The 22,739-nt window shown below is 60.5% G+C and carries 19 protein-coding genes; 9 read left to right on the forward strand and 10 right to left on the reverse strand.

Annotated elements, in window-relative coordinates; all coding sequences use genetic code 11:
- Positions 1-456, reverse strand: a complete 456-nt coding sequence (locus PA27867_RS20960) for a DUF4145 domain-containing protein (protein WP_167550837.1) — start codon at positions 454-456, stop codon at positions 1-3.
- A 510-nt stretch (positions 457-966) separates the two neighbouring features.
- Between PA27867_RS20960 and PA27867_RS20625 the strand changes: the two genes are divergently transcribed.
- Positions 967-2,076 carry a DUF4190 domain-containing protein gene (locus PA27867_RS20625; RefSeq protein WP_157109184.1) on the forward strand — a complete coding sequence of 370 codons (1,110 nt, stop codon included), beginning with the start codon at positions 967-969 and terminating at the stop codon, positions 2,074-2,076.
- Positions 2,077-2,314: 238 nt separating this feature from the next.
- Here PA27867_RS20625 and PA27867_RS20630 read toward each other — a convergent pair whose 3' ends face one another.
- Positions 2,315-4,156, reverse strand: coding sequence for a hypothetical protein (locus tag PA27867_RS20630; RefSeq protein ID WP_157109185.1), 1,842 nt, complete (start codon positions 4,154-4,156; stop codon positions 2,315-2,317).
- Between the two features lie 157 nt (positions 4,157-4,313).
- Between PA27867_RS20630 and PA27867_RS10470 the strand changes: the two genes are divergently transcribed.
- The 5 genes from PA27867_RS10470 to PA27867_RS10485 all read left to right on the forward strand — a co-directional run bounded on the left by PA27867_RS10470 (position 4,314) and on the right by PA27867_RS10485 (position 8,136).
- Positions 4,314-5,192 carry a hypothetical protein gene (locus tag PA27867_RS10470; protein WP_066596141.1) on the forward strand — a complete coding sequence of 293 codons (879 nt, stop codon included), beginning with the start codon at positions 4,314-4,316 and terminating at the stop codon, positions 5,190-5,192.
- Between the two features lie 121 nt (positions 5,193-5,313).
- Positions 5,314-5,922 (forward strand): hypothetical protein, encoded by a 609-nt coding sequence (locus PA27867_RS10475; protein ID WP_066596143.1) that lies wholly within the window; start codon positions 5,314-5,316, stop codon positions 5,920-5,922.
- A 904-nt stretch (positions 5,923-6,826) separates the two neighbouring features.
- The gene (locus tag PA27867_RS20635) at positions 6,827-7,081 is read left to right on the forward strand and encodes a hypothetical protein (RefSeq protein WP_157109186.1); all 255 of its coding nucleotides are present in this window, start codon (positions 6,827-6,829) and stop codon (positions 7,079-7,081) included.
- A gap of 318 nt (positions 7,082-7,399) precedes the next feature.
- The gene (locus PA27867_RS10480) at positions 7,400-7,840 is read left to right on the forward strand and encodes a hypothetical protein (protein ID WP_157109187.1); all 441 of its coding nucleotides are present in this window, start codon (positions 7,400-7,402) and stop codon (positions 7,838-7,840) included.
- Positions 7,841-7,905: 65 nt separating this feature from the next.
- On the forward strand, positions 7,906-8,136 hold the full coding sequence (locus PA27867_RS10485) for a hypothetical protein (protein ID WP_066596148.1): 231 nt from the start codon (positions 7,906-7,908) through the stop codon (positions 8,134-8,136).
- A 330-nt stretch (positions 8,137-8,466) separates the two neighbouring features.
- On the opposite strand, the gene PA27867_RS10490 is transcribed toward PA27867_RS10485, so the two are convergent.
- Positions 8,467-9,075, reverse strand: a complete 609-nt coding sequence (locus PA27867_RS10490; RefSeq protein WP_157109188.1) for a hypothetical protein — start codon at positions 9,073-9,075, stop codon at positions 8,467-8,469.
- A 610-nt stretch (positions 9,076-9,685) separates the two neighbouring features.
- Here PA27867_RS10490 and PA27867_RS10500 point away from each other — a divergent pair.
- A complete protein-coding gene (locus PA27867_RS10500) occupies positions 9,686-10,447 on the forward strand; it encodes a hypothetical protein (protein ID WP_157109189.1) in 762 nt (253 codons plus the stop codon).
- Between the two features lie 414 nt (positions 10,448-10,861).
- Complete coding sequence (locus tag PA27867_RS10505) at positions 10,862-11,257, forward strand: hypothetical protein (protein ID WP_066596156.1); 396 nt, start codon at positions 10,862-10,864, stop codon at positions 11,255-11,257.
- Between the two features lie 245 nt (positions 11,258-11,502).
- Here PA27867_RS10505 and PA27867_RS10510 read toward each other — a convergent pair whose 3' ends face one another.
- The 6 genes from PA27867_RS10510 to PA27867_RS20640 form a co-directional block, all read right to left on the reverse strand.
- Positions 11,503-11,991, reverse strand: a complete 489-nt coding sequence (locus tag PA27867_RS10510) for a hypothetical protein (protein WP_157109190.1) — start codon at positions 11,989-11,991, stop codon at positions 11,503-11,505.
- Positions 11,992-12,039: 48 nt separating this feature from the next.
- Positions 12,040-12,705: an HNH endonuclease gene (locus PA27867_RS10515; protein WP_066596158.1), complete on the reverse strand. Its 666-nt coding sequence runs from the start codon at positions 12,703-12,705 to the stop codon at positions 12,040-12,042.
- Positions 12,706-13,055: 350 nt separating this feature from the next.
- Complete coding sequence (locus PA27867_RS10520; RefSeq protein WP_066596159.1) at positions 13,056-14,624, reverse strand: type II toxin-antitoxin system HipA family toxin; 1,569 nt, start codon at positions 14,622-14,624, stop codon at positions 13,056-13,058.
- Positions 14,625-14,631: 7 nt separating this feature from the next.
- Positions 14,632-14,988: a helix-turn-helix domain-containing protein gene (locus PA27867_RS10525; protein ID WP_066596162.1), complete on the reverse strand. Its 357-nt coding sequence runs from the start codon at positions 14,986-14,988 to the stop codon at positions 14,632-14,634.
- Positions 14,989-16,024: 1,036 nt separating this feature from the next.
- A complete protein-coding gene (locus tag PA27867_RS10530) occupies positions 16,025-16,702 on the reverse strand; it encodes a peptidyl-tRNA hydrolase (RefSeq protein ID WP_066596164.1) in 678 nt (225 codons plus the stop codon).
- A gap of 548 nt (positions 16,703-17,250) precedes the next feature.
- Positions 17,251-18,117 carry a hypothetical protein gene (locus PA27867_RS20640; protein ID WP_157109191.1) on the reverse strand — a complete coding sequence of 289 codons (867 nt, stop codon included), beginning with the start codon at positions 18,115-18,117 and terminating at the stop codon, positions 17,251-17,253.
- 351 nt (positions 18,118-18,468) lie between these two features.
- On the opposite strand from PA27867_RS20640, the gene PA27867_RS10540 reads away from it, so the two are divergent.
- Positions 18,469-19,659 carry a hypothetical protein gene (locus PA27867_RS10540; RefSeq protein WP_066596168.1) on the forward strand — a complete coding sequence of 397 codons (1,191 nt, stop codon included), beginning with the start codon at positions 18,469-18,471 and terminating at the stop codon, positions 19,657-19,659.
- 1,090 nt (positions 19,660-20,749) lie between these two features.
- Here the strand turns inward: PA27867_RS10540 and PA27867_RS20645 are convergent.
- Entirely contained in the window at positions 20,750-22,387 is a 1,638-nt protein-coding gene (locus PA27867_RS20645; RefSeq protein WP_157109192.1) for a hypothetical protein, read from the reverse strand.
- Positions 22,388-22,739: the final 352 nt, after the last annotated feature.

Raw genomic sequence — 22,739 nt, forward strand, 5'->3', positions numbered from 1 at the left:
TTACTGTGCGCGTCTCTCCATGATCGCTTTGGTGAGCGCCGCCGCTTCGAACACCTCGGTGAGGATCATTGCCATTAGCTTGAGAACGTCTTCGGCGTCCACCTGCGCCGGGGGGTCTTCAATATCCCCGTGAGCCATGTCATTGCCGAGATGCCGGATCGCGTGCGCGGCCTCTCGAAGCGCCGGGCGAATCAGCTGAGCGGATGCCATAGCGTCTATCTTTGCGATCAGGTTGCCTTTGGTGATCGCTTGGCTTTTCGCGGTTGCTTCAATCGTCGTTCGTGCCATAAGTATCGCTGCAATGAAGGCGCCGATTCCAGCCGCCTGGAAGGCCTCGGATGCACACCTTGCGACATGTATCGGAACGTCCGGGAATTCACGCGACGACACAAAAGTCGGGTGCCACACGACGATGTTCGCGGTGTCCATAAGAATGTTGCTTGCGTTGTTGAGCACAGACGATCCAATGTCAGTGTTCGGCCCCGTGACTATTGCAACATTCAGCGCCCCGCAGTTCCCACAACGGGCGGCAACGTGAGCCCGTTTGCTGGTCACGGATGACTTGTATCCGTGACCGTCCGTAGAGGTGCGCAGAGAATCGGTCTGGCTGTACGCAAACACTGGCGCCATCTCGGAGACAACACTGCAGTATGCGCAATTCTTGGATGTCATTCTCAGAGTGTCCCACACACTCCACGGCCTCTCGGCTGCCTGGGTGAGCCTTCCCGGATTGCCTATATATGTACAGCCCGCGCTCTGGCCTGGACCCCGCGCGCCGTGTAGATCGAGTGAGAGAACCGCGGTCTGCAGCGCGCTTGGGGATGGGGATCGGCGATCGAGTGCCCTGGGCTGGCACCTTGACTGCGCCACCTGCCGCCCAAGCAGAGCCGCCGGTCCCCGAACGGGGGTATCCGCGCAGATCAGAATGCTGAAAGTCTTGTTCCAGTCATTATCGAAAGGTTCACCGTGAGCGTCGCCAAACATCAGCTTGACGGCTTTTTCTCGCGAATCGCATTCCCGATAGACGTGGAGGACTTGAAGGTCGACCGAAATGGCGCACGAGTCAGTGCCCTGCGTATTTCCGTGCCAGCCATTGGTTACTCCCGCGATTGGGCCACAGAATCGCGATTGTGGGTGTCCGATCCGACCAGCGAATCCAATGATTTCTCGCTCCCAAACGTGACACCAGTCAAGGCTAGTGATCCGATTCAATACCTAGGCGTGGCTATCGTTGCCGAGATATTGGTCACTGCCCAGGGCCAGTTCAAGTTGGCAGCTCACGCGTCGGCTGAGACGCCAGCGATGGCCTACGTGCAGGCTTGCGTCGCGTTTCTAACCGCAACGGTCCCCCAACAATTGACGGGGCCATATGCATCTGGAATCTCGGCGTACGGCGTCGGCGAGGTCCGGAAGCACTTCGACCCATTCATGCGCTGGCTTGATGCATGGGCGAATGAAGCCCGTATCGTCCAGAGCGACCGCGTTCCGCATGCAAGTGCCGACGGAGCGCCGGACAACAGGTCCGCCCTCAGCAGCGTTACCAAATCACCGACGAGCCTCGTGCCCCAAGGAGAAATGACCTTCGAACAATTCAAGGTTTCCTTCGGCTCGACGAGCTCTAGGGAAGCACTCGGCTATGCGATGAATCAAGCAGAGGCGAACTGGTTTCTGGCATCTGAGGCGAATCTCCATGCCTATTACGTCAAGTGGCTGTCAGAACCCAGGCCAGCCACAGCAAGGGAACCTCGTCCATCGCCCCGGGCTGGTTCGCCGTACACCCCGCAATCGACCTGGGCTCTCCCGGCTCCGCAGCTCGATTTCTCGAGGACGCCCGGCCGGGTAGGCGGCTTCATCCTTACGATCCTCGGGATCTTCTTCGTTACCGTGCCGCTCATCTGCCTCCCTCTTTCGATCACCGGCCTCGTCCAATCTGTGCGAGCCCGGAATAGGATTCCACCCGGAGCGCCGGGCCGAGGACTCACCATTGCCGGGGTCACTATCGGAATCGTGGCCATATCGCTCACATCGCTACTGATGTTGGCCGCCATCTCCGGAGCCCTCCTCAATAACTCTTGAGTAGCGCTGGCTGCGCCCCGGAGAGGCGACAGCGGTCAAACGACGGATTTGGCCCAGCAGGTAGCAGTTGAACTGGCTATGTTGTCCCATGGAAAAGAATTCTCTGGGCAATTTCCGTATTGTCAGCTGTTCCTGCCCCGATCAGATGACGGGCGAGGGATTGCCAATTGATGTGGAACGACTCCTCCGGGCAGAACTCACCTGGAACGTTCTCGCAAGTCTGTTGTTATCGACGCGGTTAGCCATTCTGGGCGAGTTCGATTCGAAAGCGTTTGGTCTTTGTTTCAATGACCAGACCTTCCCCTGCCGGATAAAATGCAACGAATGTCGCTGGCAAGACGACCTGCAGCGGCGGGAGCATGTTCGCTTTGTGCACGCTCAATACCTCAGGGGTGCGGGTGGCATGCCATTTGGTTCGGTCCTCGGCGCTAAGCGTTTGCGCTACGCCGGCTTCCATGAGGATGGAGGGAACGCCAAACGATGCCGTAAACCAGCAGTCGGTGAGGCGGACTGCTTCCAGCTGCGGACCCCGCGCGTACCATGCTCTGAGTTCGACACCGCATGCATCGAGCTCAAGGGTTTTACCAGAGTACGCAGAGACGATGCAGCCTCCATCCGGTGTTAGCCATGCCCCGTATATCCAGTCGCGGGCGTCGTCCTGCCTAGCGCTGGCCATAGTTTCGAGGGCGTTGGTAAGACGGTCTTCGATTGGTTCGATGATGGCGGTTAGGGAGATGTCGTCCGTGGTCAACCTATGGCCTGCCATTTCTATGGACTCCGCAATATCGTCGTGTGATGAGTCCGGCGGCAGTCCAAGGACGGCAACTGCAGCAGCCATTCGCTCATCAAGGGTGCCGAGTTGAAGCGAACGACTCGCCGCGGCCTGTACTCGTTTCGCGAAGAGGACCGTACCGTCCGCCGAGAAGACCCACACGAACTCGAGTAGCGTTATTAGCAGGATTCGGCGATCAGGGTCGAAATCGATACCCCGAAGGGCCGCCTGGATCTTGAGCGGATGTGAATCTTGGTTCCAAGCTCCAAACGCTGCAGTCACCTCGGGGGTGCCTGCTAGGGCCGTCTCGAAGAGGACGCGGCCGGACTGGTCATATACGTGCAGAACGAGGTCCGAGTCCAAGATCGCTACAGAGTCACGATGGGGCATTGCGAAGTGTCGGACTACATCGTGATGGAGACTGATGATCTTGGTCAGCTCTCCGTCGAGGCCAACAACGTGCGCTCGCGCGCGATTAGGGCTTGCGGCAGACTCGCGTCGCTGCCACAGTAGCCACGTCAGAGATCTGAGTCGGACTGTCGTCGCTTTCACCGGAATACGTTCTGAGGCGGGAACTGTAACTCCCTGGAATGGAGCGTCAGGCCGCCCGAGATATGTTGGGGCAGACCCGCGCTCGAGGACCGCGCGACGGCTGAGCTCGTGACTACGCGCCAGCCTTTCCACATTGCGCTCGGCACCGTTAGTTCCAACTACTGGGGAGCTTTGAAGCGCCGAGATGTTGACCACGACGGGTTGTACAGCCAAACGCCCCATACGAAATCCTGCCGGCGGTGTTTGCATCTGGGCACGAGCGAGGGCACCTTCATCTGGCTGGCTTTGTTGACCAACTCGCTCCACCGTTTCCCCGTTCTTCAACATGTAGGAGAAAAGCGTGGCCGCACGACGCCGATCGATTCGAGCGGAAGTGCACATCGCCCGCAACACATCCTCCCGAGTGGCAGACCATTGGGTCTTTTCGAGCAAAGCGCGAGCATCGGCAACTGCTTCACGTTCTGAGATCCACGCGGACACTCGGATACGAGCGGTCATTCGAGCATCCGCTCCGAGAGTTTCCACGTAGGCCAGCGTCCGATCATCGGGGTACATGGCGTAGATGGCCCGACCCGTCGAGTCGATAAGTGGCATCGATGGTGGCAAACCGAACGTGGAGCTACTGAACCGTTCGATCGCGTCGAGGACGCTCGCCATGCCCCCGACCTGGACGACCCCCGCGCGCTGGTAGTGCCTCGCGGTCATAGCCGCGTCAAAGTCACGCAACGCATTGAAATACTCGTCGTTGTTCCCCATGCAGTCAGGCTACAAGCCCGCTCACTCCGCAAAGGTGAAGCGGCCAACCGATCCCATCCATGGGTGATCACGGACGCCCCGCGTGTAGGAGAACATCCTCATTCTTGAGGACGAAAGGGGGGTCGTGCAGGAGCGAGACGCTACTTAGCGTGAGACTATGACTTCCGTAGTAAGGCGAATTAGCCAGATCACCCAGCCGCGTGGCGGATACGTCAACCCGCGCACGATGGAGACGATCCAGCTTGGAGACGGTCACACTCAGGTTCTCGACCACAAGGCCGAGAACATTCATGCCACCACGATGGGCATGGCCGTTGACTACCTGTCGCGCCTCGCAAATGGCGCTGAGCCGGGGGACGCATTCCAGATTTCGATTAGGGGCGCTGTCCGACTTCATGCCAGAGAAGTCATCACAACACTTGACCTAGGTCGTCTAACTCCGGTTGTGGATGTGGACTATCTGCGCAGCGAGCCGGAGGCCCGGGAGATGGAGTACATCGCCGATGCGCTTCTGAACCTGGAGGCATTGCGACCGGGCCTCATTCCGGATGATGACGCGATTCGCGCAGCGGTGCATCTGGTTGGCTACGACATCGCTTTCCGAGTGGGGCCCGATTTCTATGTGGATCAGCGCTCGATTCCAGATGCCGCCACCATCGCCCATATCCGCACCATGGTTGAGAGGGCCGTGGCGTTCTTCACCAGCCATGGCCCGATCACCGAAGACGGCTTCAGGCCAGTCAACAGGCAGTCAATGACGGAGGTGGTGGACTCAGGTGACGGGGACTTTCTCACCGCGGATACTCTGTGGGATTTCAAGGTGTCAGTGAGCCCGCCGACGAATAAACACACGTTGCAACTACTCATGTACCTCATCATGGGTCGGCACTCGGGTCAGGATCAGTACGGGTCGCTCACTCACCTTGGGATCTTCAATCCCCGTCTGAACACGGTTTATCGATTTGCTTACGCCGATGTTCCCGGCGACGTCGTAAGCGCGGTATCCCACGACGTCATCGGATACGCGCTCGCCTAACCCCTGCAAGGCCGCCTAACAGGCAATGCTCCGCGTCTCACCCCCAAACGGCCACTCCGCCCTGACGCTAAGTTGTCGTAGAACGCTGTGCCCGTCGGACAGCGAAGACCGAAGGCACACCATGAAGAAGAGCGCCACCCGCCCCACCCTCCTCGGCCTCGCCGCCGTTGCTGCGCTCCTGCTCACTGGCTGCGCTGCAGGCTCTACCAACAGCCTCACGCCGACCGTCGAGTCCACCTCGGCGACTCCCCCGATGGCTGAGCCCGTCAAGGCACCGGCCACCGGCGACATCGTAGACGCTGCGACCGCGGCCGAGCTGAAAGACGCAGCGCTGGGCCAGCGCGGCTACCCGCTGGATGACGGCACGTTCGTCGTGGTGAATAAGAACGAGCCGCTGCCCGCCGCAGTACAAGCCGATGCTGATGTGAAGGCTGCTGCAATTCTCGCTCCGGCTACGAACTACTCCGAAGACTTCGGAGCTGCTGAATCGGCTCTCGGCCAGGCTCAGGCCTACGTGGCCAAGAACACGGGCAAACGAGTGGCAGTCGCGTGGAAGATCACCGCCTTTGAGAATGTCATGGCGGAGAACACCACGGATTACTGGATTGTGACGGTCGGCGAAGACAAGACCGCCCACTACTTCTCCCAGGCAGAAGCCCAGGCAGCCATCGAAGCATGGCTCGCTGGCAGAGACGACGCTGCGACCTATGCCGTGGTCTGCGTCGGCTGAACTACGCTCGCCTCAGCACCACCGAAGCCCACCCCGCGATCTTGGTGGGCTTCCCGGAGAGCGGGGCTCGGTGGGAGGGGGTATGGTGCCGACATGGACCCAGATCTGGGTATCGCGCCCCCAAACTGCGAGCTCTGCTTACTGCCGATGAGAGCCGAGGGCCCGCCCGAAAGTCCGTTTTGGCGGTGCCCGTCGTGTGAGTTGGTGAGCCTGGTTTAGCAGTCGACCCTCGCTGCGTGGCGCCGCAGGTAATTCAACCCGAACGCGGCACAATGGCCTTCGACTGAGTCGAGTCCTCCCCCGTCAGGCACGCGACCGGCAGATTGACGCACACAGCCGCGTACCTGCATCCTGACGACCACGCCGAGAGGTTCTTATGGCGAGATTCGCCATGGTCGATGCAACTCAATGATTGAGCATGATCGCCAATTCGAACCTATGTTCTAATTGAAAGATGGAGTCGGATACCAGTCAATCCCGCGAGTGGCACGCACAACACGTGCACGCTGACACGCTCAACCAGGTTGAGCCGGACTCTGCCGGTCGTTTTGCGCCCCGCCCTTTCAGTCTCACACCGCGCGAGTTGGGCGACCTCTTAGCCACTGTGAGTAGCGCCCCTCCCTCTGTGCGCGCGTGGATCAGATACCCCGCCACCGCTGAGCACATCCAGGGCTTGGCGCTCGCATGGACACCCCGCGCCGTATACGTCCAATGGGAAAGTCACGGCACACACCGCGTTTGGGTGTGGGCCTCAGCAGTTGAGCGCACTCAACGCAGATTGAGCACAACGGTCCGTCCCTTACCGCAGCCACCAGCACACAGCATCACTGTCCGAGACGCACCGCGCCTAGTCGGGCTAATCAACGCGCACTTGTCGCCATGCGGTGCAGAGTTTGTCACCTCAATGACCCAGCCCGGTGGGCCATTCGCGGTAATGGTATTTGGGACTATCGACGCCAAAGGACTGCGTCTCGACTTATCCACCGATCCCGCGCGCAATATGTGCGCCCTCCAGCTTTTCGACTTGGCCGTAAAGAAAGTTCTAGGCGAGCGAAACACAGCTCCAAGTTTCGAGGAAGCTATCGCTGCATATCCATGGCGTGCGGTATTGGATGAGCTCGCGTTTGCCGACGACGAAGCAGACCAGATCAATCTGTAGAGGGAGCCTCTCGAGGCCTAGTTACACCGCAACTTGAACAGGTTGGAGCCGACGGCCTGACGCCACATTGTAGTGATAAGTGTGATTATCGTGGGCAAAAAACCAGCCCCTTGAAGTGAGATGTGGCGGAGTCGAAAAATAGGCCTAAGAGCGTGTCGCATCGCGTCACGCAAGGTGTCGCTGGCTCACACAACATGTCGCCCGCCGGCGGCAAGGGTGCGACGGTGCTGGCGAGACTTTGCTGCTCTGCTTCACGAAACAGCAGGCAAGCACCTGCCAAACTGGGCATTCCTAATGAGAGGTGGGGGAATGCGCTCAATGGCGTTCGCATCGGGGTTGTTGGCAGTGGGGCTCGTCCTGACAGGATGCACCTCGGGGACAGCGAATACCGCCGATGAGTCAGAGTCCGTCGACAACTCAGAAGTATCGAGTTCGGCCGAGGCAGACGAGACCGAGGGCGCCATCCATCAGGCATGGGTCATCTTGGGCGGCGATTACACCTACGACGATCTGAAGGACGCCACGGATATTGCGCTCATGGCTGGCGGCGAGAGCTTGACCGAATCGGCCCGACGAAGTGTCTGGGACTCCATCCTCAATGTGAAAGAGGGCCTAACGGAGAAGGGGTACCCAGAACCAGACTCGATGGTCGTGATGAGGTGCATCCCAGACTCGATCTCGTCCCGTGGTGTGGCGATCACTGAGGCAGTTTCATACTGCTCACTCGAAACCGCGGGGATCCCTGAATCCCTCTGGTAGTTGCTTCGCCATGAGCGTCGGGCATTGGCCGGCGTGACAACCTCGGAAGCCCCTAGAATCAGCGCATGATTGCACTCGCCATAGTTGGATGGGAGGCCCTGGCTTGGGGGCTCTACTACGTCACCTGGAACAACGGAGACGGCAACTCCACCTGGGCTTTCATCTTCGGAGCCGCTGCCTTCATCGGCCCTATCATCTTCGTTCCGATGATGTCGAAAGTGCGACCGAGCAAAGAGACCTACGGCGACAGGATGCGTAGAGATGCCGCCCGCGAAGAGAGGAAGCGCAAGAGGTAGCAGCCACCATCAGTGCCTGCTGGTAGGCGGCCGGCGTGGAGGTTCCCAATCGGGCGAAGAGACGGGGCTGACCGCACCAGCCGCACCCAAACGTCCCCTCGTTTGGAACCATAGCCCTCACCCCGGAGCAGCGCGCAGCGCAGCAGAAGATCGTTGTGACCCTGACCCCAGCGAGGGGGCCCCGCGAGCTGGCGCCGCACATGCAACAGAAGCGGCGCATGCTCTTTGAGCATCGAATCGTCATCCGGAGGCCCTTCGGTGAGCCGCGACTGCCTGCGCGAGATGGCGCGGTAATGCGAGCTGCATCACCGCGCCACGCGGGGATCGCTCCTAGCCCCGGTTTTCGCCTACCCATTCCGCGAACTCGAGCGACCAGTCCTCGTATTCCATGGCGGCAACGAGTCCTCCGATGAATGAGCGCACCTGAGGAGGCGTGTCCGCTGGAAGTTCGTCAACGACCTTCGTTGCGGGATCAAGGTCGACCCCGTTCAGAGCGACATCGGCGGCGCTGATGTCGATCCAGTTGTCAGCCCAGGTCACGTCGTCATAGCTGGAGACGCCGGTTGCCAGCGTCTCGTGAGTACGCCAGTCTCTGACCGTCCACGGAGCCTTTCCGTCCTCGTCATATGTCCCGGTCTGGCCGCCTGACACGACGCGCAGCCCCTTCCTCTCTTGGGTCTCCACCCAGGCGCGCTCAGCACGCTCGAGTGCGTCATCGGCTCTTTGCATCTCACGTGCGCGCCCGATCAGAGCGGTGCCGATGAGCTGCGCGTACATGGTCATGGCCGCGTCAGCTGCGCGGTTCTTCCCGTGCGTGCGCGCGGCGTCGCTTGTCGAAGTCTTCGCGCTGAGGAGCCGAGATCGGGCTTCTGCGTAGGGAATATCTTGTTGTGCCGAGAGTTCTCGGACCCGCTTCTTGAAAGCAGCATTGGACGTCATCGTGTCTCCCGTTTCGGGCATGCCGTGTCTCGCGCCCACTGCATCGCCCTGGAGTGGTGATGGAGATGGATCCCGATCCGTTGGACCTTGGCTCAGATGTACGAGGTGTGGCGCGAGGCTTTCCTGGTACGTCGCTGCAGGCGTGGGTACCGCCTGTCAGGAAGTATAGCGATTCCCTCGGGCAGGACGCGTTGTATGCCTTGCTACTAGTCACCGTCGAGACGGAACACCAGACGGGGGCTCTCGAGCCCTGCGAGGGGGTGCGGGTTCGATCCATCGTCGACACCCCGGCGGCGATGGCTCGTGACGCAGCCGTCCGAGTACGTGTCGGTCTGCCTGCTGAGGTCTAGGCGCTGCGAGGTACCGCCTTCGATAGCCCTAAGCTCTCGCTCAGACCCCGTGGCGGGTCTCATGCCAGGACTGCATTGGCGGATACGGGCATTGATCTCGGCGAAACGACGTGAAGGATCTCATGACATATTGGTGGGCAAGCCAGGGCCGGAACTACGACACGGCTATCGTGCAAGGCACCCTGTGGAGCTCACCATGGCCCGACGGGACCCTTCGACAGGACCGAGTTCGCATCAAGCAAATCCGCAACGGGGACCTCGTGTTCCACTACGCACACGGACTCGTCCGAGCGGTCAGTCAGGTGGTTGCTGAATGGGTGCCGGCGCCGCGACCGACGGGGTATCCAAAGCGCACACCGGCTGACCTCGACGCAGGGTGGCTCGTGCGAGTTGTGCCGATCGCGACGGGCCTCGCGCTCGACTGGCACGAGCTGCCGGAACTTATTGCGGTTGGTGCGCCTGGTCCGATGGATCGCAACGCCGTTCCCCAGGAGAAGTACCTCAGCGTCATCACTGATGCAGAGGGGCAGCGCCTTCTGGAGCGGCTGAAAGTGTCCGTGGACCACACCTCGACGAGTGTGCTTGAGCCGTCGTTGGTGGAGCAGATTTGGGAACTCGGTGAGACAGACGCACGGGTGATAGCTCGGCGCCGACGAGAGCAAGGTCGGCTTCGGGAATACCTACTTGCCGGTCGCGACGTGGCGGATTGCGACCTCTGCGGTCGCGAACTGCCTGCGTCACTCTTGATTGCAGCGCATATCAAGCCTCGAGCTGTGTCCAGCGAGGAGCACCGCAGAGACTTCGCGTCGATCGCAATGCTCGCCTGCTCACTCGGATGTGATCACCTCTTTGAGCTCGGCTACGTCATCGTCGATGAGCATGGGTCCCTGAAGTCTGGCCGCAAGGCGGAAACCGATCCCCTGCAGTTGATCGTCGACGGACTGGTCGGCCGAGAGTGCACGGCGCACAACATACAAACCGCAGGTGATTTTGCCGATCATGTCAGGCTCGTGATGGCCTAGCGGGTCAGCCCTGCGGGCTTGCACTTGCCTCGCGATCTCGCGCTTCGCATCAGGTCGTTCTATGTGCTGACGCTTGGGCGTTGGCGTGCCGCCAGCTGTGAACCTGATACCGCCGTGTTGCTCGTGACTGACAAATGAATCAGGGCTTCAGGAAAGTATCAGGCAGGAGCTGGCGGCAAAAACTATTGCATACGTTGTGTTTCTGGGTGCTCCACACGACGTAGAGCCATGACAGCGGTGATTCGAGTCTGCTTTGGGATTGCCAACCGTGAAGTCAGCTCTGGCCGCTGAGGCGTGAGAGGAACTTGCCGTCGTCCGAGCAGCGGAGTCGCGGGGCTCCGGTGGCGTAGCTAGCCATCGAATGTCAATCCCTGTGATGACGCGCGTGCGTGACGGGGCTGGGAGACTTCCGATATGGACTCGCTCAAGCCGCAAAATCGTCCGACTCTGAGCCCTTGGCCCACGATCAGTACTCTGGTTCTCGCGTGGCTCGTGATTGCCGTCTCGTTCGTCTCGTTGCTCGGCCTCCTCATGTCAAGCTTCTATTTTGATCCTGACGACTACTCGGGTGAGTATTACCTTGCCATGGCAACCAAACACCAACGAGACATGCTCTTCGCACTCCTGCTGCCTGCTGCCTCGTTGGTGCTGTCCGGTCTCTCATTCTTCCTGGCGCCGCGAGCGGGAGCACGAGTAGCGCCCGCGATTTGGGCAGGGGGCGTATCAGTGGTGTTGGTGGCAGCGATGATCTTCGTCGGCGTCAGCAACATCCACGGTGACCTGTACTATGCCGAACTCTTCGGCTACTAGGTGCGATGTGCACGGTCAGGTTCGCTGGCGCCGCCAGTACCTATGCCGTCAGTGGTTCGCCTGAGGATGCAGACGAAGTGGGACGCACGGCGCAAGTTGCCCAAGCCGGCCCCGTCAGAGTCGAAGACGCGGTTAAGCAGGCGACTGCCCAGGTGGCCATTCATGGCGACAACGTCTGCCTTTAGTGGGGCCGCCCTGCAGCGGGCTCGACCACAGCAACGTCACCAGAGCTCTCGCTCCAGGCGCTACCCCAGATACAAGCGCGGACCGACCCTCATGTCCTTTTCGGAGAACTGCACATCGCCGCGGAACACGTTTCCGACGCTGAGTCCGTAGAGCTTCTCGTCGAGAACGATGTCGGCGATGGTGAATGGGAACTGGCAGAACATCTTGTCCGACTCGAATTCGTACTGGCCAGCTCCGAGCGTGCCGATTGCGACGACGTCACCCGACGCGTTGGTGGCAGTGATCTGCGCGCCTTCGGCCACATCTGCATATCCCTCAGCGCTCACGCAGTCGTAAGACGCGTTCACCGGGTCGAGGTCGGTTGCGGCATTCAGCATCGCGAACTGCTCGCTGGTAGCCGCAACGTTGACGAATCCCGATACAGACCTCGCGGCAGGGGACGGTGTTGTGCTCGCAGCTGCCGTCGGTGCCACGGTCAGCTCTGGCTCAGCTGCACAGCCACCCAAGGCAAGCAAGGGTAGGAGGAGCAGAGTTGCTGCTCGACGCATGGTGACTCCAAATTCGGCGGGCAGAAGGGCTGACCCGAGCCTATTGGCTCAGCCCTCGGCGTCGGCGTCGGTCGCACCAGCCTCGCGGTCTCGTGCTTGTCGCTCCCACAGGTCAGCTACCCCAGGCCAGTTGTCCACCTGCTCTTGGTATCGCGCCTGCCAGCGCAGCCGCTCTTCGGTCGCATCGGCGGAGAGTCCCGCGCCGGCCAGCTCTGCGCGCACCTCGACGAGCCTGCGTGCGGCGTGAGTGATCTGAATCCTCAAGATGTCCGACCGGGTCAACTCGCCCGCAACGCCGCGCATCTTGGCGCTCAGGAGCTCCCTGGCCCACTCCACGGAAACAGGCAGGTTCCCCTCGGCTAGCTCTTCGTTGCAGGAGCGGTGCAGCACCCTGAGGTTGCCCCAGACGTAGTCGCCGCCATCCTCGCGCGGCACGATGCGGTCCAGTGTCGGGGCACCCGGATGATTGCCTCGAAACTGCAAGTCGATCGGGCTCTCACAGACCGCGCAGATGCCCGCGCACTCGCCAGCCCACAGGTACTCGGCTGCCAGGCGGCGAAGCGGCGCGGAGGTCGGCAGCTTCTGCGCTGCCCAAACTGCGTCCGACTCGGCGGTCGCTGGGATTGGACGGCCATACCTGGCTGCGAATTTCTCGGCTGGCGTGGGTGCCGCGGGTGCTGTCTCGAAGCTGATCTGAATGTCAGGGGATGCCATGGTCTGAACCTAGTGGAGGCTCACCCTTCAGGTCTGCTGTTGCACCACCATGGTTCTGGCAAGGCTCGAGCGGGTAGCGCACGATGGAACCACTCGCGATGATCGACTGGTAAGCAGCCGCATGATCGTCTGCCCTCCCCGCTCGGTGACGGCTCGGCACCATCTGTCCGTTCAGGCTGTGGCAGCTCGCGCAGTGCTGCACGTGTTCGGAGAACCGGCTGGCGTAGGGGCGCCGGGCGCCGCAGTCGTCGCATAGCCAGGTCCCACAGGCGGGGCAGGGTTGCGTTCTGGTCTGGGACGACGACGGCGCGATGAGGTTGGTCATGAAGGGCCCCCTCGAGTGCGCCGGCTCAGTATTCAAGGTCAGTTGACGCGTCCGGTGAGCTCGAGGCACCCTCGCCAGCGGCGAAGAGCTCAGGGAAGCGCCGCTTGCGATCGGCCAGCGGCTGCCCAGCCCTGGGGATGGCAGGCACCGGCGGCACCGCCGGCGGCACCCGCGGCGAAGTTACTGCCAGATGCTCAATAACGAAGCGTTCGGCGTACTCGAACTGCGCTTCATTGAACGCCGGCGCCATGTACTCAATCTCACCGGGGCCGATGTTGTACTTCCGGGCCGTTTCGCGCCAGGTACCAACAGCACGAGTCACGCGCGCGAGCACCTCAGCTGCATCACGCTGCGTTAGCCGGTAGGCGTCACGGCCCTCAATGAGCAGACGCACGTCGCGGTTCGACGGGTCGTCGTGGCTGTTGATCCTGCGCGAGCGCACTCGGCTCCCTGGTCGAGTGGGGTTCACGTCGAAGGCCGGACTGAGGCGCCAGGACGTCGCAGCGCCAGCATCAACTCCAGTGCGCTCCCTGGTGAAGCCATGGTTCTTCCAGTGATCGTCGACGTTACCCACCAGCACAGTGAGTGCCACGCGGCCGAACATCTCTCGCAGGTCCTCGACTGAAGACTCGAGGGTGACCTGGTCGATCGTGTCGGCGAGATCCTCGTACGTCGCAGACTGCTGCGGCCCAAGCTGCATTGCGGTCATCGCCGACATGTAGCCGACTCGGGACTGGCTTCGCTGATCGAAGCGCCGATCGAAGCGCTCGATGAGCAGCGACGACTTGTGCTCGTCGAGGCGGATCAGGCGGTGGCGGGGAACACGCAGTCCAGCGGCGGCAGCGAGGTCGAGTGCGGTTGCTTCCCAGGCTTCAGTGTCGATGCGCCGGTCGCGGTTCGAGGGCAGCTTCAGCAGCCACAGGCCGCCGTCGGCGTCTTGGATGGTGGCCTTGGGCCGGGCGCCGCCGAGACTGGAGCCCGCGTAGCCGAGGATCTCCATGTCCTCGTCAGTGGCCTCGTACTCTTCGAATCTGGCCACAGCTTCAGCGATGCGCTGCGCATCGTTGGGGTTTGCCGCGGTGTGCTGGGCAGCTGTTAGCCACTCAGGGGCTGCTGTACTCGTGCCTGGTGTACTCGCACCAGCTGCACTCGTACCTGAGGTGCCGGGTTCCCTGAAGCGCAGCGCACCCATACGGGTGAGGTCGTTCTGCTGCACGAGGTGGTCGAACTCGCCGAGTGCGAGCGGCCACCCAGCGCCTCGCTCGCGCGTGAATGCAGCGTCGATGAGGCCGGTGCCCCAGTCGTCTGGTGTCGCGTCGGCGAAAGCGCCAAACAGCGCAGCGTCCTCTCCGGAGAACTGCTTGCCGGCCACCAGGGGCAGGTCCGGGGAGATCGCGTACCGGGACGGGCTCGCCAGATACTCAGCGGTGTACTCGAAGCTGCTGCCGCCGAGCTGGCGGCCGGCTCCGAAGGATGCTCGAAGCGCTCCGATCAAGAGGGGGGCACCGGCGCTCTCAGGGCTCTCAGGGCGCTCTGGACTCTCGTCGAGATACACATCGACCGCGTCAATGAGTCGCACCTGTTCGTTGCTCATGCTGTCCTCACTTTCGGTCTGCTGCGCTGGGCTGGTTGGGCTGCGCGGCTGGGTTGGGGGTGTGGCCAACCTGGCCAGCGATGCCGATCTGTTCGTCCATGAGGGCCCGGCCGGCGGTGGAGTTCCAGGGATCCGTGCTGGCGATGACGGTGTTGGCCAGGCCCAGCGAGTTGAGCACGGCCAGCAGTGAGTCCATCCGGGGAGCACCGGTGCCGGTCTCGATGCCCCGAAGGGTGTCCCTGGTGACATGAGCGCGCTCGGCGAGCTGGGAGGCACTGAGACCCTGAAGCTTCCGCCAGCGTGCGATGTTCGCGCCAAGCTCGACCAGCATGCGCGAACGTGCCGGCGAACGACGGGTGACCATAAGCGCTCCTGACTCGGTGACAGCTATACCCGTCAATACTTCCAGTAAGTGACGCGTATGTCTACCACTGGCTATCGCTGTCGGTCGATGATCTTGCCGGTTACGTTGTCCACGAGGATCCAGGCGCCGCATCGACCAGGGCACACCGTCTCGGTGGTGCCGTCCTTCAGCTCCGTCGGACTCAGCCATCCGATGTCAGCGCCGACTTCCGGGCAGATTCCACCGTCGTGAGGGCCTAGTGCCCATCGAGCCATAGAGGGCCCTGTGAGCACGCGGAGGCATGACTAGGTGCTCGGAGCCACGCCCGGGACAGCGAGGCGTTCAGCTGCCCTACAGCGCTCCGTCAGGGCACGCCCGGGAGGGGCGCCGGCGGCATAAGGACCCTTCAGTCGCCGTGCAGCAGTAGCTCGTGAAACATGCCGCTCGTGAAGCTCGATAGAAGGCTCGCACTATGAGCCCTCAGTGGGGGGCTTGTGGGTCGTTCGATGCCTCCAGCCCTGCCAGGCGCGTCCAAAATGGCGAAATGTACCGGCGTTGGGAATCAAAGACGGTACATGCTCAGAGGGCAAATCCCCTGATCAGTGGCTGTTTAGTGAAATTCGATGTACCGGCGATTGCTCGGCCGAAATGAAGAAACGGTACGTGGTTTTGGAGGCATCGAGGATGTTTTCTCTTGATTTACCTCGAAAGTTAAGAAGAGAGAAAGAGAAATGTACCGTTTGTACCGCCGATTTACAGAAAGCCCATACACGCGCGCACGCACACGCGCACGCACGAGACAACCTTCAATGTTGGGGTACAAACGGTACATTTTGGCGATTATGCTGGTGAGCAGGGAAATCAGGACACCGAATTGACGGTCCCATTGCCGGTACACTTCTCTGCGATCTGTGCACCTGCTGAGCAGTTATCGCCTCTGGCCTGGACTTTTGGTCCAATATGCCCTGTATGTGCGGTACCGTACTTCTCTTCTGATCGCCGGTACTTTCTCCGTAGGCGCGCGTTTCCGCGAGCAAGCGGCAAGCACCCAGCACTCTCAGGCGAAGCGTTCAGCGAAGACGCGCACCGTCGTCGTGCCTGGCGTCACCTCGGTGAGGCCGTTGTCTCGGATGACGATCAGTCGTCGCTCAGATGTGGACAGCGACGCTTGCGTCTCGACCTCATCATCCTGCTCAACGAAGCTGATCTCACTCAGGCTGATCCCGGGCCGCTGGGCCCAGGCGCGGCGCGTTCCCAGAGGCTGAGCGAGCAGCCAGGCACACACCGCGTGAGAGACTTGAGCGGCTGTCTTTCCCGTGCTCATCGCTGCCTCCCGGTTGATTTCGATGTGCGGCGTGACAGCGCCGGCACGGGCGTAGTTGCCCCCGGCGGTGGCCTCACGCTCGAGGTCCAGCCCCGAAACCTGCAGTCGGCTGATCTCTCGAGGGCTCTGGTCGTATGGCGCCGGCACGAAGGCAATATTTACGGCGTCACCGACGGCGATCTCGATGCGTGGCAGGTCGAGAGTGCGGAGGCGCTCGAGGTCCGCCGGCCGTTTGGCCTGCCGGACGCTCTTGGTGAAGCTCCCAGCGAGCCAAGTGCGCCACGGCTCGCTGTCGAGGTCCGCCTGCGCCAGGGATAGGCCGGACGCGAACGCGGCTGCAGTGATGGTGTCGAAATGGGTGGACGGCTTGACGACGATCGTCTGTACCGGATCTGCAGTGAATTCGTTCATGGTCGGACCTCCTCCGGTCTGGTCGAGCGGGTACGCGGGAGCACATTCTTGAGCTCATTGGCGGGCAAAGAGAAGAATCCCCCGAGGAGCAGATGCTCCCCGGGGGATTCGGGCTGGGCGCGCCACCCGGATGGTGACGTAACCCGTACCTACGTCTGCCATTGGCAGGTGAGGGGATGGGTGGTGGAGGAGCTCGGACGCCCTCGGCTACTCAAGTCGGTCACGTGGGCTCGTCAAGAAATTGTGGTCGGTAATCTAGCCGCAAATACTCGTTTACGGTCCCTTGCACGCGGCCGACGCGACCACCCTGCTCTCCGGCCAGCAGGTCATTTCGCTGGGCGAGACGGTCAGGCGAGGAATCTCGCGCTCCTTGAGCTGTCGACGTTGAATTGGCGGTGGCTCGACGGCCCGCCGAAGGCGCCCTCGGTTCGCCGGGATAGAGACTGGGAGACCCACTTAATGACGCGGCCCGAGAGCGAGGATTCCCATGACTGAGACCATCTCTGCGTGGTCAATTCAGACCCCGCGTGTTGTGCATGTCGACCGCATCACTGGAGTCCGTAGGTCCATTCACACTTTTCAACAACGTCAGGAATACCTGTCCAGCAAGTAGCAAGATATCGAGCGTGCTGTGTTGTTCGGATCACGGCGTAAGACGTTTCTCGTGGCCTAAGGCTTTCTGGGAAGCGGCTCTCCATGATTTCTGCGTCTTCTTCGCTCTCATCCTGCGCAGTGACGGCCCCAAATGTGGCTGTGAACTCGTCCCGATCGGGTGCGGGGTGGCGCTCCAGGTAGAACACGGATACTTGCTCATCGGTCTTCGCGTATCGAAGCGTTCCCGCGGCGTAGATATCTACTGGGTCGTCGTCACGGCGTGTGAGCTTGTTGTGCCCGTCACTCGTTGGGGACATGACGCTGTCAACCATTAGTCCGTCAACGGTGAAGCGTTGGATGAGGTTCTGATCGGTGAATTCAAACCGGGCGGCTTCTACGCACTCACCCCCGAAGATCTTCACATCCAGCACTGGAAAACAAACCTCAAAGCGTCCTTCACCCAGCGAGACTACAGAACCTGCAATCAGCTTCTCTCGTTCGTCCTGCGCGTAAGAGAGAGCATTCCAGACGTTACTGACGACGACGGCGAAGTCATCCGCGTCGGAATCCGCAACGGTAAAGGTTCTTGCCGATAGAGGCACGTGCGCCTGCGTCGAAATTACAAGTTCAAGATAGTCTCGAGCGTTGTCGTTGCGGATGTTGTCCGTTTCGATCGATGGGAAGATTGCAACCCAGAGTGTTACAAAGACGGCGAGAAGCGACAGCCCGAGGGCTGCAATAGGAACCCAGTCAGGCCGACTGCTTCTAAACACGACTTCGATGCGATTAATGGCGCTCGGCGTGGCCTTGCGGTTTGTCATGAACTGAACCTAGTGAAGCGGAGTGAATACGTCCAGGAATTGCAGGTTGCCCCCCCTCCCTTGAAGCGAGAAGGGGCCCAGTTGAGAAGCGTGTGGAGATCGCCCCCGTGAGCATGCCATGTATAGCGTCGCGGCTCACCTAATCGGTCGCTGCGTGCTCGAGACGACTGTGTATTTGGCGTCCGGGCATGGCAGCCGATGGCGACCGAGAAGATGACATGGCGAGTCTGGCCTCGCCGTGACCAGGCAAAGGGCAGACGCGGCCAGCGTTGGGGGGGGGGGGCTCCCTATCTCTAAGATGACTCATATCGAGACGACCGACGGAGTCCAACGGGCTGCACGCTAAGGGGAATGTTGTTTGAGATCACGGTTTTTAGCAACCCCGTCACCGCCCTGGTGGGCGAGGGTGGGTTCCTCCCAGTAGAGGAGCTTCACAAAACAGCAGAATACGACGAAGAGTTCGTAAAACCTGCGCTTCTACTCGCGGATAAGGTGACCCTTCGATCTCATCGGGTTGACCTTCTGAGCAACGAGGTGCGAGACCACAACACTCTGGGCTGGCCCGTTCCGCTCCTGGCTCGGGCTATAGGTCTGTCAACTCGGCGCGACTCAGACGAACTCACGAGACTGAAAATCGCCGAGAGCGACCTCTTGACGAACGCGGAGATTGCATCGATCGAGGCGGCGCTGGATCCAGAGTCCGGCGAATATGCCCGCGTCATTCCAGACTCAATTAAGAGGGTTGAATCGATCCGAGTCGCGCTAGCTGCCCATTACCGATTACACGGAGACATGCTCACAAGCGAACCTCTTCGGGCCTTAGATGGCCTTCTCGAGGAGCTGCCGTGGGACCCGACACCGAAGTCACAACCGCAGAAACTCGCTGATATCAGCGCAGGCAATGACATGGAATTTAATCGCGCGTTCTTCACGATCGTCGACGATGTCGTCAATTCACGCACGAGCGTGATGATGGACGACACGGTATTCGGGGGTGTTAAGCGTCTAACCGGCGAACCTGCTGGTTTGGATTCAGCGACCGTGGTTCGGGGCGCGGTTGAGCTGATGCGCATGGTGGACGGATTGTCTGCAATGAGGCTTGACGAGATACCAGGCGTGCGATCTGACCTCGCGCCGTACCTTGGGCCCTTTCGGGCTTTTATGCTCGAGGTGTCCGAGAGCGTGGGCCAAGACGATGCAAGTGATGCGGAGCGTTCCAGGCAGTTACTCCTCGCGTGGGAACGACAAGTAGCTCCGGCTGTTGATGAACTCGAAGCGGTCCTCAGGAGTGCGAGTTTCAAGCGAAATGCAATCGATGTTTTTGCCACAAGGGCCGAGGTTTTACAAACCGTAGGATTCGCCCTTGGGATTGCCGCCGGTGCCGGGCTGGTTGGGATATCGAGCCTCACCGCCGGGGCGGCGCTGGCACCGCCAATGCTCGAAGCCCTCGTGGCGTCTGTGCGCGCGAAACAGGCGGCTAGGACAAATCGAGCCTACTTCGTGCATGCAATGGCGGCGCGACTTACTCGGGGACGCGCCTAGGGGGCGGGCGACACCGGCGACGGCAAGCCTTCCCGCAGGCCGGCGGCGCCGACCTTGGGCCCGATTAACCGGCTCCGGCGGGCCGATCGAGCCTTGAGCATTCAGCGGCATACCAATCATCTCGAAGCGCTGTGTCACAACGATTTTGCAGCGTCGATGCTGGTAATGATGCGGGTGGTGCTGCTGCACGACCCATGGTGGCTCCTCCCTCAGCGGACAGAGAGAATATGCCGAGCGTATTGGCTCAGATCTCGGCGCCGACGCTCGCTGGCTTTGCGATCTCGCGCTTGTCGCTCCCACAGATGGGCGACTCCCGGCCACAGATCTACCTGCTCTTGATACCGCACAGCCCAACGCAGACGCTCCTCGGTTACCTCAGCAGAGAGCCCTGCGGTTGCCGGTCCATCGTTACTCTAGTCGTCGTTCTCCCCACCCATCCAAGGACCGCCATGGCCGTCTTCGACCTTCGAGCGACCAGGAATGCCGTGTGAGCGACCTTTGAGGCATGCACGTGCCCGGGTGGGCTAGGTTGTGAGGCATGGAGTTCCGCGAACCAGGAGTCGTCTGGTACACCGCTCAGGAGTTTAAAGCCGCGTTTCATCCATCGACGACTGCGGATCTATTGACCACACCTGCTCTGGAGTCTGGCACGTGCTGGACACAGTCCGCGGTAATGAGCAGTACAACGCAGTCAAGCTGTCGCTTGAGCAAAAAGGCTGGGTTCGACCCTTGCCATGGCGCTGGACTACCGACAAACGAAAATCGGGCGATCTACGGGTTAGAGAACTCGTCGATGGGCACAATCGAGCTGCGGCCGCGGTAGCACTCGGACTCAAAATCCCCCTCGTAGAGGTACCGGAAGCGGACGCAGTTGCCGCTGACTCAGGGAGTTGGCGGCACGGCGATGAGATCCCGCGCAGCACGGCTGATGCGAAGTTCAAGACCAGTCAGTATCCATGGTCGGAGTAGTTGTGCTTTCCATCCTCATTTGACGTCCGTCAGTGAGCGAATAGCTGCAGGACGGTAAGGCCCGCCAGCCCAACAGGTGAGCAGTCTTTGGTTAGGACCGAGTAACATCTGGATTCGGGCGCTATGGGTTGGATCCCAACGCTAGCCATGCCAACCAAATTGCGGCCACGGCAGCCACAAACGAGCCAATGCTGACAAGTATGGACCAGCGTTGAGCTCGTATGGCTGATAAGGAGCTCGCCAGGGACGCAACGACACCGAGGAGTGCGGTCAGGGATCGGTCCGCCTCGAGTAGTTCTGCAATGTCGCGGGATTGGACGTCCGCCCAGTCCTTCAGAAGAGTCTTGTTAGTGGAGTCCTTCCGTTTTTTCCTTTGGCCCTTACCTGAATCTCTCTTTCCCGCTGGCCCCGTCTGCGACCATAGAGTTGGGACGTTGAATTCGTATCTCCAGGTCGTTGCGGTGAGGCGTATCAGGTCGCCCGCAATGGCGTCGAGATCGATGCTGTTGGTCAGCAGAGCTCGACGCAATTTCTTGATGCTCCTCGCGGGCCGATGGCCAGAATGCACTTCATTGGCGATATCGCGGGATTGGCTTGTCTGTCTACTTTTCAGATCCAGTAACTCCATGATCGCTAGACGCGTGAGGAGGAATATGGCACCTGAGTTGGCGGCACGCGCAATGTTCCGGCTGGTACGTGATTTATTGAAATTGAACTTGAAGCGATCGTCGTCAAAAGCCGATGCATGCTTTGCGACGAGGGCCCACTGCGCACGATCATCTTTCCGGAGGCGTTCAGGACGGTACTCCAATAATTCGAATCCCGGTAGATCAGGAGACACAACCTGATTCCAGGATGGCCCTTCTAGCCCAAGGGCACGCAGGAAATTCCTGTTGTCGAGGCGGCGCTCAGTTCCCAAGGGATCGTGCGAATGGGTGAGGATGACGTCCAAGACGGGAAGCTGACGATCATTTTCCATCGCGAAAATACCTGGCACTTTTTTCGCTAGCCACTCCCTGGCGTCCTGGTGCAGTCGAGCACGCTCTCCCTGAACGTCATTTATCCCCTGGAAGATTTTTTGGTACAGGTGGAGCTTGCCGTTCACCCGAATCAGTTTGGGCGGATGGGGCGCCTTTGCCGCGCGGTCGAGAGCAAGCATTCGTTCTGGATTCAGGTGGAAGGCCGCAATTAGGGCCGTCAGACTCGGGCCGAGCGATTCTAGATGCACCTCGACGTGCTCGATTCCGGCAGGTAGCCGCTCCACCTTGGCATTCGGTATCCACCATGCCTCCGACTTCGTGTCACGAAAGCTGCCGACTTGACTGTTGAACCCTGAATTCAATTCGCGTAAGCGCCTGAGTTGGTCTCGAAGATCGTCGCCTGGGACGCTGCCGTGACGATCCCGCGGCCAAGATCTACTAGTTATCGAGCGTCTTAGTTCCCTGGAGTAGGCGGGGCTATAGAACTCGACGACAAATAGCACCGGGAGGTCCACTTGCTCCCCGTCTGGAACCACAACGTTGTGCCGCGGATCGTCCGGGTGCGATATCTTCTCGCGGTCGTACGAATTGAACAAGCGCAAATAGCTCTGAAACTGACTGAGCAGGAGCCTTACGGGTCGTGGCATGTGGCCCCATGACCAGAGCCGATAGAGCCCCTCGATGGCGCGGTACGGATAGTCGTACCAACGAGCCCAACTCTCACCAATCTCCGGAACAAGTGCGCTCTGTCTTGAAGTCTCCCGCTCAACTTCATTCATTGCGGATACACCTTCCCCACGGTCGTCTTTGTCGGGGTTGGTATCTCCTCCACCTAGGGCATCTGAACGCATATGCGAATCGTATTGCGCTGGCCGGCGCCCGAAGTTCGTCCAGCTTCTTCAGTGAAGGCGGACGCGGAACTTTGCGAGGCAGGTTTGGGTCTCTGCAGGTTGCGTTGTTGGATCCCGCCGATAGAACCAGGCGAGGAATCTCGCACTTCTTGCGCTGCCGACGCTGAACTGAATAAGCCTGATCTGCAGATGCAGCGCGCAAAGAGATCAAAGACAAGTGGTGCTTTTCGGTTACGGCGTACCTAAGCAAATTGGCAAATTCGCTCGCGTTTCCCCGCAT

This window comes from Cryobacterium arcticum (assembly GCF_001679725.1).
GTDB classification, from domain to species: domain Bacteria; phylum Actinomycetota; class Actinomycetes; order Actinomycetales; family Microbacteriaceae; genus Cryobacterium; species Cryobacterium arcticum_A.

Bases quoted from the DNA above. Each gene is read 5' to 3' on its own strand.
- PA27867_RS20630 (WP_157109185.1), bottom strand. From the start codon at position 4,156: ATGGGGAACAACGACGAGTATTTCAATGCGTTGCGTGACTTTGACGCG.
- PA27867_RS10470 (WP_066596141.1), top strand. From the start codon at position 4,314: ATGACTTCCGTAGTAAGGCGAATTAGCCAGATCACCCAGCCGCGTGGC.
- PA27867_RS10475 (WP_066596143.1), top strand. From the start codon at position 5,314: ATGAAGAAGAGCGCCACCCGCCCCACCCTCCTCGGCCTCGCCGCCGTT.
- PA27867_RS20635 (WP_157109186.1), top strand. From the start codon at position 6,827: ATGACCCAGCCCGGTGGGCCATTCGCGGTAATGGTATTTGGGACTATC.
- PA27867_RS10480 (WP_157109187.1), top strand. From the start codon at position 7,400: ATGGCGTTCGCATCGGGGTTGTTGGCAGTGGGGCTCGTCCTGACAGGA.
- PA27867_RS10485 (WP_066596148.1), top strand. From the start codon at position 7,906: ATGATTGCACTCGCCATAGTTGGATGGGAGGCCCTGGCTTGGGGGCTC.
- PA27867_RS10490 (WP_157109188.1), bottom strand. From the start codon at position 9,075: ATGACGTCCAATGCTGCTTTCAAGAAGCGGGTCCGAGAACTCTCGGCA.
- PA27867_RS10505 (WP_066596156.1), top strand. From the start codon at position 10,862: ATGGACTCGCTCAAGCCGCAAAATCGTCCGACTCTGAGCCCTTGGCCC.
- PA27867_RS10510 (WP_157109190.1), bottom strand. From the start codon at position 11,991: ATGCGTCGAGCAGCAACTCTGCTCCTCCTACCCTTGCTTGCCTTGGGT.
- PA27867_RS10515 (WP_066596158.1), bottom strand. From the start codon at position 12,705: ATGGCATCCCCTGACATTCAGATCAGCTTCGAGACAGCACCCGCGGCA.
- PA27867_RS10520 (WP_066596159.1), bottom strand. From the start codon at position 14,624: ATGAGCAACGAACAGGTGCGACTCATTGACGCGGTCGATGTGTATCTC.
- PA27867_RS10525 (WP_066596162.1), bottom strand. From the start codon at position 14,988: ATGGTCACCCGTCGTTCGCCGGCACGTTCGCGCATGCTGGTCGAGCTT.
- PA27867_RS10530 (WP_066596164.1), bottom strand. From the start codon at position 16,702: ATGAACGAATTCACTGCAGATCCGGTACAGACGATCGTCGTCAAGCCG.
- PA27867_RS20640 (WP_157109191.1), bottom strand. From the start codon at position 18,117: ATGACAAACCGCAAGGCCACGCCGAGCGCCATTAATCGCATCGAAGTC.
- PA27867_RS10540 (WP_066596168.1), top strand. From the start codon at position 18,469: ATGTTGTTTGAGATCACGGTTTTTAGCAACCCCGTCACCGCCCTGGTG.
- PA27867_RS20645 (WP_157109192.1), bottom strand. From the start codon at position 22,387: ATGAATGAAGTTGAGCGGGAGACTTCAAGACAGAGCGCACTTGTTCCG.